Origin of the sequence: Pseudomonas sp. CP-1 (assembly GCF_021213715.1) — a bacterium.
In the GTDB taxonomy this organism is placed as follows: Bacteria; Pseudomonadota; Gammaproteobacteria; order Pseudomonadales; family Pseudomonadaceae; genus Pseudomonas; species Pseudomonas aeruginosa.
This window is the reverse complement of the sequence record NZ_JAJQKY010000003.1, coordinates 249549-265424: the sequence shown is the minus strand read 5'-3', so window position 1 is coordinate 265424 and position 15876 is coordinate 249549. Positions and strand designations below refer to the sequence as shown.

The window sequence follows — 15876 nt, the reverse complement described above, 5'->3', positions numbered from 1 at the left end:
CGAGTCTATGAACGAGATCACCAGCCCCGAGCAATACGACCTGGAAACCACAGCCCTGAAGGTGCCGCCGCACTCGATCGAGGCCGAGCAGGCCGTGCTGGGTGGCCTGATGCTGGACAACAACGCCTGGGAGCGGGTGTCGGACTCGGTGTCCGACGGCGATTTCTACCGCCATGACCATCGCCTGATCTTCCGCGCCATCTACAAGCTGGCCGAGGCCAACCAGCCGATCGACGTGGTGACCCTCTCCGAGCAGTTGGAGAAGGAAGGACAACTGGCCCAGGTCGGCGGCCTGGCCTATCTCGGCGAACTGGCGAAGAACATTCCGTCGGTCGCCAACATCAAGGCCTACGCGCAGATCATCCGCGAGCGCGCCACCCTGCGCCAACTGATCGGCATCAGCAACGAGATCGCCGACAGCGCCTTCCACCCGGAAGGGCGCGGCGCCAACGAGATCCTCGACGAGGCCGAGCGGAAGATCTTCGAGATCGCCGAAGCGCGACCGAAGACCGGCGGGCCGGTGGGGATCAGCGATATCCTGGTCAAGACCATCGACCGCATCGACTACCTGTTCAACACCAGCGAGGCGCTGACCGGGGTGTCCACCGGTTTCACCGACCTCGACGAGAAGACCAGCGGCCTGCAGCCGGCCGACCTGATCATCGTCGCCGGGCGTCCGTCGATGGGTAAGACCACCTTCGCCATGAACCTGGTCGAGAATGCGGTGATGCGCACCGACAAGGCCGTGTTGGTGTACTCCCTGGAGATGCCCTCCGACTCGATCGTGATGCGTATGCTCTCGTCGCTCGGTCGCATCGATCAGACCAAGGTCCGTTCCGGCAAGCTCGACGACGAGGATTGGCCGCGCCTGACCTCGGCGATCAACCTGCTCAACGACAAGAAGCTGTTCATCGACGACACCGCCGGCATCAGCCCCTCGGAAATGCGTGCGCGGACCCGTCGCCTGGTGCGCGAGCACGGCGACCTGGCGCTGATCATGATCGACTACCTGCAGCTGATGCAGATACCCGGCTCCAGCGGCGACAACCGGACCAACGAGATTTCCGAGATATCCCGCTCGCTGAAGGCCCTGGCGAAGGAATTCAACTGCCCGGTGATCGCCCTGTCGCAGCTCAACCGCTCCCTGGAGCAGCGACCCAACAAGCGCCCGGTGAACTCCGACTTGCGCGAATCCGGGGCGATCGAGCAGGACGCCGACGTGATCATGTTCGTCTACCGCGACGAGGTGTACCACCCGGAGACCGAGTTCAAGGGCGTCGCCGAAATCATCATCGGCAAGCAGCGTAACGGTCCGATCGGCACGGTGCGCCTGGCCTTCATCGGCAAATACACGCGCTTCGAGAACCTTGCCGCCGGCATGTACAACTTCGAGGACGAATGACTCGGCTTGGGTCTTGCCCGGCGGGCGCCTTACCATAGGCACCCGTTTCAGTTGCAGGACCCGATGCCATGCGTCCCCTCGTTGCCACCGTCGACCTTTCCGCCATTCGCCACAACTATGCCCTGGCCAAGCGCTGCGCGCCGCAGCGCCAGGCGTTCGCGGTGGTCAAGGCGAACGCCTATGGCCACGGTGCGCGCGAAGTGGTTACCGCGTTGCACGACGATGCCGATGGCTTCGCCGTAGCCTGCCTGGAGGAGGCCGCGGAAGTCCGCGCCTTGCACGCCAGCGCGCGCATCCTGTTGCTGGAAGGCTGCTTCGAGGCGAGCGAATACGCCCTCGCCGGGCAATTGCGCCTGGACCTGGTGATCCAGGGCGCGGAACAGGGCGAGGCGTTCCTCGCCGCCGGCCTGGATATTCCACTCAACGTCTGGCTCAAGCTCGACTCCGGCATGCACCGCCTGGGCTTCGATCCCGTCGCGCTGCGCGCCTGGCATGCGCGCCTGCGCAACCATCCCGGTGTGCGCGAACTGAACCTAATCAGCCATTTCGCCTGCGCCGACGAACGCAACCATCCGCTCACCGAGCAGCAGTTGGAGAGTTTCCTCGGCCTGCTCGACCTGGATTTCGACCAGCGCAGCTTGGCCAACTCGGCGGCGGTGCTGACCATCCCGGCCGCCCACATGGATTGGCTACGGCCGGGGATCATGCTCTACGGGTCGACCCCGCTGGCCGACCTGAGTGCCGCCGAACTGGGCCTGAGGCCGGCCATGAGCCTGGGCGCGCAGTTGATTTCGCTGCGCGAGGTGGCCGTGGGCGAGAGCGTCGGCTACGGCGCCACCTGGATCGCCGAGCGGCCGGCGCGGATCGGCACGGTCAGTTGCGGCTACGCCGACGGCTACCCGCGCACCGCGCCAGCCGGGACTCCGGTACTGGTCGGGGGACGCCGCGCGACCCTGGCCGGGCGGGTCTCGATGGACATGCTGGCGGTCGACCTCTCCGACCTGCCGGAGGCTCGCGTTGGCGACCCGGTGGAGTTGTGGGGCGCTGGGTTGTCGGTGGACGAGGTCGCCCGTGCCTGCGGCACCCTTGGCTACGAGCTTCTGAGCAAGGTCACGGCTCGGGTTCCGCGACGCTACAGCCACTGATTCAGGAGATACGCTCCGGTGCCAGGGCGGTCGGCCAGGGGAGCGCCGGCGCGGTCTCGCGTTCATCGTCGGCAGCCATCGCATAGCCGGCGCGCCCGGCGCCCTTGACCCGGTACAGCGCCTGGTCGGCGGCCTTGTAGAGTTTGCCGAACTGCAGGGCGTCGCCGGGAAACAGGGCGACGCCGATGCTCGGTGTGATCACCAGCCACTGCTTGGCGAACTCCACCGGTTTCGCCAGTTCTCGCAGCAGGCGTTCGGCGATGTCGCGGGCATGCTGCTCGGCATTCGACCCGCCGACCAGCACGGCGAATTCGTCGCCGCCGAGGCGCGCCACGCAATCCTCGGTGCGCACGCAATGGCGCAGCCGCTGGGCCACGTTCTGCAGGACGAAGTCGCCGGCATCGTGGCCATGGGTGTCGTTGATCGGCTTGAAGTGATCCAGATCGATCAGCAGCAGCGCCATGCTGTTGCCGTGGCGGCGCGCGTCGTCCAGGGCACTTTCGGCGAACTCCATCAGGTGCCTGCGGTTGCCAAGCCCGGTCAGCGGGTCGTGATGGGCGGCGTACTGCAGTTGCGCTTCGCGCATCTGCAACTGGCGATTGGCCTCGCTCAGCTCGTTGGTACGGACTTCCACGGCGCGTGCCAGGTCGCGCTGGGCGCTGTGCAGCAGGGCCAGGCGCGCATTCTTTTCCTGGTCGGCCTGGTCCAGGGCCAGGGCCCTTTCCTGCTTCAGGTCCTGGATGCGCGAGGCGAGCGCCAGGGAAAACAGCAGGGCCTCCAGGGTCAGCGCCAGCGGGAAGACCATGGCGTTGGCCGAGGTCGGCTGGACCAGCGCGGTGGCGCGCATCACGCCAAGGCTGACGCTGCCGAGCACCAGGCCGAAGCCGACCAGGTACAGGCGCGCCGTGGCCGAACCCTGGCGCCAGCGCTGCACTGCCAGGCCGATGGCGATCGGCAGGTTGGCCAGCAGGGTCAGCGCCAGCACGCCGGCCGCCTGCCAGCGCCAGCCGGCGGCGTTGAACGCCAGGCAGGCAAGGAACAGCAGGCAACAGGCGTTCAGCAGGTGGTGGGCCCAGCGTGCGTGCTGCCGGCTTTGCAGCAGGTTCTGGCTGAAGCGGATCACGCAGATGCCCCAGATCGCCAGCAGCGCCAGGCGGTCAAGCCACCAGGGCACCGCCCGCTCGGGCCAGAAATACTCGAAACCATGGCCGCTGATGCTCAGGGTCAGCACCAGCGCGCTGGCAGCGGTCAGCACGTACCAGAAATAGGCGCGATCGCGCAGGCTGGTGAAGAGGAACAGGTTGTACAGCAGCAGGGCGAGGATCAGCCCGTAGGCCATGCCGAACAGCAGGTTGCCCTGGCTGCGGTATTCCAGCAGTTCGTCGTGGCTCCAGAGCCTCAGCGGAAAGGCGTTGCCGCCGGGATCGTAGCTGCGCAGGTAGACGCGCAACGGCCCATCGCCGGGAGGGAGCTGGAACAGCGGATGACGATAGGCGTGGTCGCGGCCCTCGGCGAAGGGCACCGCTTCGCCGCTGCGATGTTCGCGGAACCCGCCGCGCTCGTCGGGGAGGTACAGGCGCAGGTCGTGCAGGCTGGCGCTGGCGACTTCCAGCCACCAGCCGCCGGATACCGCCTCGCGTCTCGGCAGGTCCAGGCGCAGCCACCAGACGCTGCGACTGAGGCCGACGCTGGTGCGGCCGGCGGCGGCGACGAAGCGGCCGGCCTGCTCCGTTTGTTCGAGGTCCTCCACCGCCAGGTTGCCATCGGGGTCTTCGAGCAGGTCCAGCGAGCCGTTCAACCAGGCGCCGCTGGCCGGGGGCGCTGGAAACTCCGGCGCGGCGCGCGAAACGGCGCTGGCCAGTAGCAAGAAGATGACCGCGAGCAGGGCAAGAGGATGGCGCACGATGACTCTCCCGGGGGCCTGCCTTAGAGGCCGGGTGAGATGACGATGAATGGAGTATAGAAACAAGGTGGCGAAATGATGGCATTTTTTGAGGCCGGCCGACGGCAGGCAATGCCCAGTGAAAACGTCGGAATTGCTCATTTTTTGTGCTATATTCCGCGCCCGCGTTTTCGCGACCCCCTATTCCTAGAGATACCCCCTGGTGCCCGTGATGCAAGCCGCCAAGCCGCTGTTCGACTATCCCAAGTACTGGGCCGAGTGTTTCGGTCCGGCGCCCTTCCTGCCTATGAGTAGGGAAGAGATGGATCAGCTCGGCTGGGACTCCTGCGACATCATCATCGTCACCGGCGATGCCTACGTCGACCACCCGTCCTTCGGCATGGCCATCATCGGCCGCCTGCTGGAGGCCCAGGGGTTCCGCGTCGGCATCATCGCCCAGCCGGACTGGCAGTCGAAGGACGACTTCATGAAGCTCGGCGAGCCGAACCTGTTCTTCGGCGTGGCGGCCGGCAACATGGACTCGATGATCAACCGCTACACCGCGGACAAGAAGGTCCGTTCCGACGACGCCTACACCCCCGGCGGCCTGGCCGGCAAGCGCCCGGACCGTGCCAGCCTGGTCTACAGCCAGCGCTGCAAGGAGGCCTACAGCCATGTGCCGGTGATCCTCGGCGGGATCGAGGCCTCGTTGCGCCGTATCGCCCATTACGACTACTGGCAGGACAAGGTCCGCCGCTCGATCCTGATGGACGCCACGGCCGACATCCTGCTCTACGGCAACGCCGAGCGTGCGGTGGTGGAAATCGCCCAGCGCCTGGCCCAGGGCGAACCGCTGAGCGCGATCACCGACGTGCGCGGCACCGCCTTCGTCCGTCGCGACACCCCGGAGGGCTGGTTCGAGATCGATTCCACGCGGATCGACCGGCCGGGCAAGATCGACAAGATCATCAATCCCTACGTGAACACCCAGGACACCGCCGCCTGCGCCATCGAGCAGGAAAAGGGCGCGCAGGAGGACCCGCAGGAAGCCAAGGTCGTGCAGTTGCTGGCGAACCCCAGGTTGACCCGGGAGAAGACCGTGATCCGCCTGCCGTCTTTCGAGAAGGTGCGCAACGACCCGGTGCTCTATGCCCACGCCAACCGCGTGCTGCACCTGGAGACCAACCCGGGCAACGCCCGTGCCCTGGTGCAGAAGCACGGCGAAGTGGATGTCTGGTTCAACCCGCCGCCCATTCCGATGAGCACCGAGGAAATGGACTACGTGTTCGGCATGCCCTATGCCCGCGTACCGCACCCGGCCTACGGCAAGGCGAAGATTCCCGCCTACGAGATGATCCGCTTCTCGGTGAACATCATGCGTGGCTGCTTCGGCGGCTGCACCTTCTGCTCGATCACCGAACATGAGGGACGGATCATCCAGAACCGCTCGCACGACTCGATCATCCGCGAGATCGAGGAGATGCGCGACAAGGTGCCCGGCTTCACCGGCGTGGTCTCCGACCTTGGCGGACCGACGGCGAACATGTACCGCATCGCCTGCAAGAGCCCGGACATCGAGCGGCACTGCCGCAAGCCGTCCTGCGTGTTCCCCGGCATCTGCGAGAACCTCGATACCGACCACAGCTCGCTGATCGAGCTGTACCGCAAGGCCCGGGCGCTGCCGGGGGTGAAGAAGATCCTGATCGCCTCCGGCCTGCGCTACGACCTCGCCGTCGAGTCGCCCGAGTACGTCAAGGAACTGGTGACCCACCACGTCGGCGGCTACCTGAAGATCGCCCCGGAGCACACCGAGCGCGGTCCGCTGGACAAGATGATGAAACCGGGGATCGGCACCTACGACCGCTTCAAGCAGATGTTCGAGAAGTTCTCGAAGGAAGCCGGCAAGGAGCAGTACCTGATCCCGTACTTCATCGCCGCCCACCCCGGGACCACCGACGAAGACATGATGAACCTGGCCCTGTGGCTCAAGCGCAACGGCTTCCGCGCCGACCAGGTCCAGGCGTTCTATCCCTCGCCGATGGCCACCGCCACCGCGATGTATCACTCGGGCAAGAACCCGCTGCGCAAGGTCACCTACAAGAGCGATGGCGTGACCATCGTCAAGAGCGACCAGCAGCGGCGCCTGCACAAGGCCTTCCTGCGCTACCACGACCCGAAAGGCTGGCCGCTGCTGCGCGAGGCGCTGGAGCGGATGGGGCGCGCCGACCTGATCGGCAATGGCAAGCACCACCTGGTCCCGACCTACCAGCCGGATACCGGCGAATACCAGAGCGCCCGGCGGAAGAACTCGACGCCGGCCGGCAGCAAGAAGGCCGGCAAGCTGCTGACCCAGCATACCGGCCTGCCGCCACGCGCCAGCGACGGCGGCAAGCCGTGGAGCAAGGGCCAGCAGAACAAGGCGACGGCCTTCGCCAAGGGCAAGAAGAAGTCGCGCCAGCCGAACATCCCGCGCTGATCGCCGGGGCGGCCCTGCCGCCCGCAAAGGGTGCGTGGCTGCAACCCTGCCAGCGGTCGCGCACCGTCGCGGTGCATCGCCGTGGCGCGACCTCCTGGCCGCCCGGGGCTGGCGGCGCTGGCACAAGTCTTGCGCTTCCGGGGCAACCCGGTCTTCGCGGAGAACCGCGCTGGCGGACCCGGCAACGCCTCGTCGCTTCGCTCCGGCGGCGCGTCGCCGACTCCGCTACAGTGACCGCAACCCCAGCCCCGCGAGCCTTCGATGCCCGAGCTGCTTGCCCACTATCCGTTCACCGATACGGCCTACCATGAGCTGCTCGATCGCCAGGGTGGCGTGCGTCCCCATTGGCAGCGGCTGTTCCGCCAACTGGAGCGCAGCAGCCCTGAGCAACTGCGCCAGCGCCAGGCCCTGGTGGAACGGCAGATCCAGGAGAACGGCGTCACCTACAACGTCTACGCCGATCCCAAGGGCACCGACCGCCCCTGGGCGCTGGACCTTCTGCCGAACCTGCTGTCCGCCGCCGAGTGGCAGCCGATCGCCGCCGGCGTGGCACAGCGTGCTCGGCTGCTCAACGCGCTGCTGGCCGACCTGTACGGCGAGCAGCGTCTGCTCGCCGAAGGGCTGCTGCCCAGCGAACTGGTCTTCGGCCATCCGAACTTCCTCTGGCCGGCGCTCGGCATCCGGCCGCCCGGCGGGATCTTCCTGCACAGCTATGCCGTGGACCTGGCGCGCGATGCCGACGGACGCTGGCAGGTCCTTGCCGACCGCACCCAGGCTCCGTCCGGCGCGGGCTATGCGCTGGAGAACCGGCAGATCGTCTCGCGGGCCTTGCCGGAACTCTATCGCGACCTGCGCGTGCAGCATCTCGCCGGGTATTTCCGCACCCTGCAGGAGACCCTCGCCAGCCAGGCCGCCGGCGACGGCGAGACGCCGCTGGTGGTGCTGCTGACTCCCGGACGTTTCAACGAAACCTACTTCGAGCATCTCTACCTGGCGCGCCAGCTCGGTTTCCCGCTGGTCGAGGGGCATGACCTGACGGTGCGCGACGCCACCCTCTATCTCAAGACCCTCGGCGGCCTGAAACGGGTGCATGCGGTATTGCGGCGCCTCGATGACGACTTCTGCGATCCGCTGGAATTGCGTACCGACTCGGCGCTGGGCATTCCCGGCCTGCTCGAGGCGGTACGCCAGGGACGCGTGCTGGTGGCCAACGCACTGGGCAGCGGAGTGCTGGAGTCGCCCGGCCTGCTCGGCTTCCTGCCGCAGGCCTGTCGCCGCCTGCTCGGCGAGGAACTGGCGCTGCCCTCGCTCGACACCCGCTGGTGCGGCGAGCCGCAAGCCCTCGAGGCGATACTCGCGGCACTGCCCGACCTGGTGATCAAGCCGGCCTTTCCCGGCCAGCGCTGCGAACCGCTGTTCGGCCACGCCCTCGACAGTGCCGGCCTGGCATCCCTCGGCGAGCGCTTGCGCGAGCGCCCGCAGGCCTACGTGGCGCAACGCCTGGCGCAGTTGTCCCAGGCACCGGTCTGGCGCGACGGCAAGGCCGGCGTCGGCCTGCAGTCGCGGGCCATCGGCATGCGCGTATTCGCCGTCGCCGCCAGCGACGGCCGCTACTGGGTGATGCCCGGCGGCCTGACCCGCGTAGCCTCGGCGGCGGATGCCGAGGTGGTGTCGATGCAACGCGGCGGGGCGAGCAAGGACACCTGGGTGCTGGCCGAGCGAGCAGTCGGCGGCGAGCCGTTGCGACCGCGCCGGCTCGGCGTGCGCGACCTGGTCCGCGAAGACCCCTACCTGCCGTCGCGGGTGGTGGAGAACCTGTTCTGGTACGGCCGCTATGCCGAGCGTTGCGACGACCATGCGCGCCTGTTGCGGGTGGTGCTGTCGCGCTACGTGGATGCCGATGGCGACGAAGAGGCGTTGCGCAGCGCCCTGGCCCTGGCCGGCGGCATCGGCCTGCTGCCCGGGGATGGCGAGCCGTTGGAAAGGTGCCTGTTGCGGGCGTTGCTCGACGAGCACTGGCCGGCGAGCCTGTGCGCCAACCTGCGGCGCCTGCACTGGGCGGCGGCGCAGGTGCGCGGGCGCTTGTCCGGGGAGAACTGGCTGGCCTTGCTGGAGCTGCAACGCGACATGCAGGCGCTCGATCCGGCACGCACCGACCTCGGCGAAGCGCTGGACTTCCTCAACCGGCTAGTGATGTCCCTGGCCGCGTTGTCCGGTTTCGCCCTCGACGACATGACCCGCGACGACGGCTGGCGTTTCCTGATGATCGGCCGGCGCATCGAGCGCGTGCGCTTCTTCGCCGAGAGCATCGCCGCCTTCCTCGACGGCGGTAGCGCCTGGGACGCCGGCGCGCTGGAATGGCTGCTGGAACTGGGTAACAGCGGCATCACCTACCGCTCGCGCTACCTGGCGTCGCCGCAACTGGTCCCGGTGCTCGACCTGCTCCTGTTGCACGAGCAGAACCCGCACTCGCTGCGCTTCCAGTTGCAGGCCCTGGAGCGTTCGCTGGAGCGCCTGCACGAGGAGTTCGGCGCGCCACGCGAGCGGGAACTCAGGACCCTGGGCGAACGCCTGCGCAGCTTCGATCTGGCGGCCCTGGAAAGCCCGCTGTTCGGCGCGGCAGGACTCGACGAGGTGCTCGTCGGGCTGGCGCGACTGCTGCGCGACATCGCCGCCTGCGCCGGACAGGTCTCCGATCGGCTAGGCTTGCGCTATTTCGCCCATGTCGACGATGTCAGCCAGAGAACGGTATCCACCTGATGTCCGCACCCGCGCTTCGCTCCGTTCCGCTCCAGGGCGCCCGCTACCAGGTGCTGCACGACACCCATTACCGCTATGCGACGCCGGTCTCGCTGTCGCGGCAACTGGCGCATCTCTGGCCACGCGAATGCGCCTGGCAGGCCTGTCATGAGCGGGCACTGCTGATCGAGCCGGGGCCGAGCCGGCGCGAGGATGGCCACGACGCATTCGGCAATCCGCTGAGCCGGCTGGCCTTCGAGCGTCCCCACGAGGCGCTGCGGGTCAGCGCGCGACTGCAGGTCGAAGTGTTCGCCCATGCGCCGGCGCAACTGACCGCGTCGCCGGCATGGGAAACCGTCGCCGCCGGGCTGGCATTTTCCGGGCGGGCGCTGTCCGCCGCCGAGCTGGAAGCCTGCCGCTATCGCGTCGAGTCGCCCTATGTGCGCATCCAGCGGCGATTCGCCGAGTTCGCCGCCGACTGCTTCCCGCCCGGACGGCCGTTGCTGGTGGCGGCGGCGGCACTGATGGAGAAGATCTTCCGCGAGTTCGCCTTCGATGCGCAGGCCACCCAGGTGGCGACGCCGCTGGACGAAGTGCTGGAGCGCCGTCGCGGGGTCTGCCAGGACTTCGCCCACCTGATGCTCGCCTGCCTGCGCGCGCGCGGACTGGCGGCGCGCTACGTCAGCGGCTACCTGCTGACCCGCCCGCCGCCCGGACAGGCGCGACTGATCGGCGCCGACGCCTCGCATGCCTGGGTCTCGCTGTATTGCCCGGAGAACGGCTGGGTGGACTTCGACCCGACCAACGACCTGTTGCCCGACCTGGAGCACATCACCCTGGCCTGGGGGCGGGATTTTTCCGATGTGTCGCCGCTGCGCGGGGTGATCCTCGGTGGCGGTAGCCATGACCCGGAGGTGCGGGTGACGGTGCTGCCGCTACAGGAAACAGCCGGCTGATCAAAAAGTGATCGGTCCCGCGGAGGCCCTGCCGCCCGGGACTCCCGGACCTTTTCACCCAGGTTGTCCACAGCCTCGCCCACGCCGTTTGGGGACAACGAAGCGGTGCTCCGGCAAATTCGCGGCGCCGTGCTAGCTTTTCCAGAATCCGCTACGGACGTTGTCGGGCCAAGGGCCGGAGCCTGCCTTTCCGGTGCCAGGGGCGGTTCTCGTACGGAGCCAGACTCCTTCCTTGCGCACGGTGAGCGATATGGATGACACGACGATCGTCAACGTAGGTACCGAGAAGATCAACGCGCTCTGGGCGACGGTGTCCCAGTACGCCTTCGCCTTCGGCATCAAGATTCTCGCGGCCATCGCCTTCTGGGTGATCGGCCGCTGGCTGATTGGCTTCGCCGTCGGCATGGTGCAGAAATCCCTCGAGCGGCAAAAGGTCGATCCCACCGTGCTGCGCTACGTGGGTTCGTTCATCACGGTGACCCTGAACGTGCTGCTGGTGGTGGGCATCCTCGGTTTCTTCGGCATCCAGACCACCAGCCTGGCGGCGCTGATCGCGGCGGTCGGCCTGGCCATCGGCATGGCCTGGTCGGGATTGCTGGCGAACCTGGCGGCCGGCGGCTTCATCATCGTCCTGCGGCCGTTCAAGGTCGGCGACTTCATCTGCGCCGGCGGAGTGACCGGCACGGTGAAGGAGATCGGCCTGTTCACCACGGCGATCAACACTCCGGACAACGTGCTGACCATGGTCGGCAACAACAAGATATTCGGCGACAACATCCAGAACTTCACCCACAACCCGTTCCGCCGGGTCGAGTTGAAGGCGCAGCTTTCCGGTGCCGCCGACTACCAGGCGGCCATCGCCCTGCTCAAGCAGCGCGTCGCGGCGATTCCCAACGTGCTCGGCGAGCCGCCGGTGGACGTGGAAATCCTCGAGTTCAACCTGGTCGGGCCGGTGCTGGCGGTGCGCCCGTATTGCCACAACGACCATTACTGGCAGGTCTATTTCGATACCAACAAGGTGATCAAGGACGCCCTCGGCGCCGACTTCCCGGCACCGATGCCGGCGCAGACGGTGATCGTGCAGCAGTCCGCCGGCGCCTGACGTTTCCCGCTCGGCACCGACGCCCCGTCCTGCGGGGCGTTGGCGTTTGTGCGCGGACCGGGTGGCGGGCCGCGCGGAGAAAACGGGCCATCGGCGAGTCCAACGGGCACCCCGGCGAACAAGGTATAGTGCGGGCCTGCAACCGTCGCCGCAGCCGGCCGGGTTTCATCGGGAAAAGGATTCCGTGTGTTCTTCAGATTGCTCTTGATCGCCGTCCTGCTGGCGGTATCCGCGTGCAGCTCCAAGGCTCCCGGCCCGGGGGCGTCGGTGCCGAAGGTCGTGCGCGGCGAGTATCGCGTCAAGCGCGGCGACACCCTCTATTCGATCGCCACCCGGCACGGCTGGAACTACAAGGACCTGGCGCGCGCCAACGGCATCCGCCCGCCCTACGCGGTCAAGGTCGGCCAGGTAGTGCGCTTCGACGGGCGCAAGTCGACCTACGTCGCCAGCAGCCGCTCCTCGTCGAGCAGCCGTGCGCGCAAGCCGCCGCCTCCGCCGCCGTCGGTGACCCTGCGCGGCTGGCAGTGGCCGATGAAGGGGCCGGTGATCCGCCGCTTCTCCAGTTCCGACAAGCTCAACAAGGGCATCCGCATCGCCGGCACCCTGGGCCAGCCGGTACAGGCCTCGCTGGCCGGCAAGGTGGTGTTCGCGGTGAACAACATGCGTGGCTACGGCAACCTGGTGATCATCCAGCACGGTACCTCGTACACCAGCACCTACGCGCACAACAGCCGCTTGCTGGTGAAGGAGGGGCAGATGGTCAGCAAGGGCCAGAAGATCGCCGAGGCCGGTTCCTCGGATGCCGACCGGGTGCAGCTGTACTTCGAGATCCGCCAGAACGGCCGGCCGCTCGATCCGCTGAGCCTGCTGCCGCCGTCCTGAGAGAGGAGCGGATCACTGCGGGGTGCGGTCGACCCACTTCGGCGCCACGCTTGGCGTCCAGGCGGCGAGGGCATCGAGCAGCGCCTCCGGGCTGGCACCGCGCTGCAGCATGCCGCGGTGTTCGGCGCGGACGAAGCGTTCGTCGACCAGGTGGTCGAGGAAGGTCAGCAGCGGATCGTAGAAACCGTTCACTTCGAGCAGGCCCAGCGGCTTGGCGTGGTAGCCCAGTTGGCCCCAGGTCCAGACCTCGAACAGCTCTTCCAGGGTGCCGAGCCCGCCGGGCAGGGCGATGAAGGCGTCGGCCAGCTCGGCCATGCGCGCCTTGCGCGCGTGCATGCCGTCTACCACTTCCAGGCGGGTCAGGCCCTTGTGGCCGATCTCGGCCTCCTGCAGGCTCTGCGGGATGATCCCGATCACTTCGCCGCCGGCGGCCAATGCGGCGTCCGCCACGGTGCCCATCAGACCGACCGCGCCGCCACCGTAGACCAGGGTCAGGCCGCGCTCGGCCAGGTGCCGGCCGAGTGCCACGGCGGCTTCCTGGTAGACCGGGGAAGCGCCGGGGCTGGCGCCACAGAATACGCAGACGGAACGCAAGGTCATGATCGACTCCTGTCGGGGGTGGAAAAAGGCGCACAGGGTAGCGGCTGGGAGCGCTTCGACCAAGCCGTGCGAAGCGTTGCCGGACGTTGCGTCGCAGGCGCGAAGCGGCACATCTGTGCTAAAACAGGAGTTCCCCGTAGTAAACGCCGGGCAGATCCCGCTCGATGCCCCGCCACGTCCGGTTCGGGTTTGACCTGAATCAGTGGAACTCGGTGCCCGATCGGGCAGTCTGCTCTTTCAGGATTCATCGCCCAACCTGCCTAGGAGGCTGCTCCATGCTACGTAAACTCGCTGCGGTATCCCTGCTGTCCCTGCTCAGTGCGCCGCTGCTGGCTGCCGAGTGCTCGGTGGACATCCAGGGTAACGACCAGATGCAGTTCAACACCAATGCCATCACCGTCGACAAGAGCTGCAAGCAGTTCACCGTCAACCTGTCCCACCCCGGCAACCTGCCGAAGAACGTCATGGGCCACAACTGGGTACTGAGCACCGCCGCCGACATGCAGGGCGTGGTCACCGACGGCATGGCTTCCGGCCTGGACAAGGATTACCTGAAGCCCGACGACAGCCGTGTCATCGCCCACACCAAGCTGATCGGCTCGGGCGAGAAGGACTCGGTGACCTTCGACGTCTCCAAGCTGAAGGAAGGCGAGCAGTACATGTTCTTCTGCACCTTCCCGGGCCACTCCGCGCTGATGAAGGGCACCCTGACCCTGAAGTGATGCGCGAGCGATCCGCTGCATGAAAAAGCCCGGCCGCTGCCGGGCTTTTTCATGGGTGCGCGCCGGGCTCAGCGCGCGTAGCGCGCCGCCATCGCCTCGCCGGCCAGTTGGTGCACGCGCCGGGTCGGATGCCACTCGTCCCAGAAGTAGTACTGGTCCGGGTTGGCGCAGGCCGGGCGGACGCTGGGCTGGGTCGGCTGGCAGGGCGCGTCCAGTTCCACCAGGCCGTAGCGTGCCGGGTTGCGCCGCAAGTGGCGGCTGAAGGTGAGATGGTCGAACCAGCTCAGCTCCAGGCCGCGGGTCTTGCGCAGGGCGGCGAGCTGGATCGGCAGGCTGGCGTTGACCGCTTGCAGGTAGCGCTGCGCACGCTCGACCCGGTTGCCGACGACCACCGCCGGGACCACGCTCAGGTCGGTCGAACTGACCACCAGGAAGCGTCGTGCGCCGGCCTCTCCGAGACGCTGCACCGCGGCGCGGATGTTCGCCACGCTGCTGCCGGCCAGTTGTTCCAGGGTCTGCTCGCCGGCGAAATCCTCGTGCTCGAAGAAATCGTTGGCGGAGACGAAGATGAAGTGCAGCGCCTGGCCGTCGGCCGGCTTGCCGTCCAGCGTGGCGAGGTAGGCGTCGACCTGGCCGGCGAGGCCGGTATGGCGGTAGGCGCTCATCCAGCCGTAGTAGTTGTCCGCTCCGCTCTTGGCGCCGCCCACCGCATGGTCGGCCAGTTGTGCGCCGAGCTGGCGGGCGAGCACCTCGACGGCGGTCGGGCCGTTGCTCCAGCGGCCCTGCCAGTAGACTTCGCCGGGCAATGCCTGGGCGCCGGCGATGCCCTTGGCGAGCATCTCGCGGGTCAGTCGCTGGCTTTCGCCGTTGTCCGAATAGCTGTCGCCGAAGGCGTGGATCTGCCGTACCGGCGCGAGCAGCGGGGACGTGTGTCCGCAGGCCTGGCCGGCCAGCAGGACACCGAGGAGCAGGGCGGGGAGACGGGTGCGCATGGCTGGCCTTCGCAGGGATTCAGCTTCCTTCTAGCGCGCCGCCGCGCGGACTTGAAGACCTGGTTGCGACAGGCACATTCCCGCCCGCGACAAAGGCCCGTCGACGACGGGCCTGCCGCACGGGCCGGGAGGCTCAGGGCGCCTTCGGCAGTTCGCGCTTGTGCTGGGTCTTGTGGTAGGTGTCGACGATCACCCGCGCGGCTTCCTCGCGCAGCGGCTGGCCGTGCAGGAAGGCGTCGATCTCGGCATAGGTGACGCCGTGGGAAGCCTCGTCCGGATGGCCGGGGCGCAGGTCCTCGAGGTCGGCGGTGGGGATCTTCTCCACCAGGTTCTCCGGAGCGCCGAGGGCGCGGGCGAGGGCGCGTACCTGATGCTTGGCCAGGCCGCTGAGCGGAGCCAGGTCGCAGGCGCCGTCGCCGAACTTGGTGAAGAACCCCATGACCGCCTCGGCGGCATGGTCGGTGCCGATCACCAGGCCGCCGCGGGCGCCGGCGATGGCGTACTGGGCGACCATGCGGATGCGCGCCTTGATATTGCCGATGACGAAGTCGCTCTTCGCCGGCTCGAGTCCTTCCAGGGCTTCCAGCTGTTCCGCCAGGGCTTTCACCGAAGGACCGATGTTGACGGTCTGCTCTTCGTCGGCGCGGATGGTCGCCAGCGAAGCCTGGGCATCGGCCTCGTCCTGCTGCACCTGGTAGGGCAGGCGCACGGCGATGAAGCGGTAGGCCTGGTCGCCGGTCTGCTCGCGCAGTTGCTCGACGGCGCGCTGGGCCAGCAGGCCGGCGGTGAGCGAGTCGACGCCGCCGCTGATCCCCAGCACCAGGGTCTTCAGCCCGGCATCCTTCAGACACTGCTGGATGAAGGCGATGCGCCGGGCGATCTGCGCCTGCACGTCGGCCTCCGACTGGAACGGCGGCTGGACCTGCAGGGCTTGGGCGATGTCGCGTTGGATCTGTTGCATGTTCGGGCTCCCGTTAG

The 15876-nt window shown here is 67.6% G+C and carries 12 protein-coding genes; 8 read left to right on the top strand and 4 right to left on the bottom strand.

What is annotated here, in order from left to right; genetic code table 11:
• The first annotated feature begins 7 nt into the window (after window positions 1-7).
• The gene (gene dnaB / locus LT948_RS08185) at window positions 8-1402 is read left to right on the top strand and encodes a replicative DNA helicase (RefSeq protein ID WP_003095622.1); all 1395 of its coding nucleotides are present in this window, start codon (window positions 8-10) and stop codon (window positions 1400-1402) included.
• Between the two features lie 68 nt (window positions 1403-1470).
• On the top strand, window positions 1471-2547 hold the full coding sequence (alr, locus tag LT948_RS08180) for an alanine racemase (RefSeq protein ID WP_003141709.1): 1077 nt from the start codon (window positions 1471-1473) through the stop codon (window positions 2545-2547).
• Between the two features lies 1 nt (window position 2548).
• Here the strand turns inward: alr and LT948_RS08175 are convergent, their stop codons facing one another.
• Window positions 2549-4450, bottom strand: a complete 1902-nt coding sequence (locus tag LT948_RS08175; protein WP_009314344.1) for a diguanylate cyclase — start codon at window positions 4448-4450, stop codon at window positions 2549-2551.
• 211 nt (window positions 4451-4661) lie between these two features.
• Between LT948_RS08175 and LT948_RS08170 the strand changes: the two genes are divergently transcribed.
• From LT948_RS08170 to LT948_RS08150, 5 genes are all read left to right on the top strand, one after another.
• Complete coding sequence (locus tag LT948_RS08170; protein WP_003162499.1) at window positions 4662-6905, top strand: YgiQ family radical SAM protein; 2244 nt, start codon at window positions 4662-4664, stop codon at window positions 6903-6905.
• A gap of 261 nt (window positions 6906-7166) precedes the next feature.
• Window positions 7167-9665, top strand: a complete 2499-nt coding sequence (locus LT948_RS08165) for a circularly permuted type 2 ATP-grasp protein (RefSeq protein WP_033951291.1) — start codon at window positions 7167-7169, stop codon at window positions 9663-9665.
• On the top strand, window positions 9665-10600 hold the full coding sequence (locus LT948_RS08160; RefSeq protein WP_003100003.1) for a transglutaminase family protein: 936 nt from the start codon (window positions 9665-9667) through the stop codon (window positions 10598-10600). Before LT948_RS08165 ends, LT948_RS08160 begins: the two co-directional genes overlap by 1 nt.
• 250 nt (window positions 10601-10850) lie before the next feature.
• Window positions 10851-11702: a mechanosensitive ion channel family protein gene (locus tag LT948_RS08155; protein ID WP_003095599.1), complete on the top strand. Its 852-nt coding sequence runs from the start codon at window positions 10851-10853 to the stop codon at window positions 11700-11702.
• Window positions 11703-11888: 186 nt separating this feature from the next.
• Window positions 11889-12584, top strand: coding sequence for a peptidoglycan DD-metalloendopeptidase family protein (locus LT948_RS08150; RefSeq protein WP_003095596.1), 696 nt, complete (start codon window positions 11889-11891; stop codon window positions 12582-12584).
• 12 nt (window positions 12585-12596) lie between these two features.
• Here the strand turns inward: LT948_RS08150 and LT948_RS08145 are convergent, their stop codons facing one another.
• Window positions 12597-13184: a TIGR00730 family Rossman fold protein gene (locus LT948_RS08145; RefSeq protein ID WP_003109460.1), complete on the bottom strand. Its 588-nt coding sequence runs from the start codon at window positions 13182-13184 to the stop codon at window positions 12597-12599.
• A 275-nt stretch (window positions 13185-13459) separates the two neighbouring features.
• Here LT948_RS08145 and azu point away from each other — a divergent pair, with 275 nt between their 5' ends.
• Window positions 13460-13906: an azurin gene (gene azu / locus LT948_RS08140; RefSeq protein ID WP_003095591.1), complete on the top strand. Its 447-nt coding sequence runs from the start codon at window positions 13460-13462 to the stop codon at window positions 13904-13906.
• A 68-nt stretch (window positions 13907-13974) separates the two neighbouring features.
• On the opposite strand, the gene choE is transcribed toward azu, so the two are convergent.
• Together choE and nadE are read right to left on the bottom strand one after the other, a co-directional pair.
• Complete coding sequence (gene choE, locus LT948_RS08135) at window positions 13975-14898, bottom strand: cholinesterase ChoE (RefSeq protein ID WP_004347688.1); 924 nt, start codon at window positions 14896-14898, stop codon at window positions 13975-13977.
• Window positions 14899-15031: 133 nt separating this feature from the next.
• Window positions 15032-15859 (bottom strand): ammonia-dependent NAD(+) synthetase, encoded by an 828-nt coding sequence (gene nadE / locus LT948_RS08130; protein WP_003109458.1) that lies wholly within the window; start codon window positions 15857-15859, stop codon window positions 15032-15034.
• Between the last annotated feature and the right edge of the window lie 17 nt (window positions 15860-15876).

Coding starts and splice junctions, on each gene's coding strand:
- choE (WP_004347688.1), bottom strand. CDS start 14,898: ATGCGCACCCGTCTCCCCGCCCTGCTCCTCGGTGTCCTGCTGGCCGGC.
- dnaB (WP_003095622.1), top strand. CDS start 8: ATGAACGAGATCACCAGCCCCGAGCAATACGACCTGGAAACCACAGCC.
- azu (WP_003095591.1), top strand. CDS start 13,460: ATGCTACGTAAACTCGCTGCGGTATCCCTGCTGTCCCTGCTCAGTGCG.
- alr (WP_003141709.1), top strand. CDS start 1,471: ATGCGTCCCCTCGTTGCCACCGTCGACCTTTCCGCCATTCGCCACAAC.
- LT948_RS08160 (WP_003100003.1), top strand. CDS start 9,665: ATGTCCGCACCCGCGCTTCGCTCCGTTCCGCTCCAGGGCGCCCGCTAC.
- LT948_RS08145 (WP_003109460.1), bottom strand. CDS start 13,184: ATGACCTTGCGTTCCGTCTGCGTATTCTGTGGCGCCAGCCCCGGCGCT.
- LT948_RS08170 (WP_003162499.1), top strand. CDS start 4,662: ATGCAAGCCGCCAAGCCGCTGTTCGACTATCCCAAGTACTGGGCCGAG.
- nadE (WP_003109458.1), bottom strand. CDS start 15,859: ATGCAACAGATCCAACGCGACATCGCCCAAGCCCTGCAGGTCCAGCCG.
- LT948_RS08165 (WP_033951291.1), top strand. CDS start 7,167: ATGCCCGAGCTGCTTGCCCACTATCCGTTCACCGATACGGCCTACCAT.
- LT948_RS08155 (WP_003095599.1), top strand. CDS start 10,851: ATGGATGACACGACGATCGTCAACGTAGGTACCGAGAAGATCAACGCG.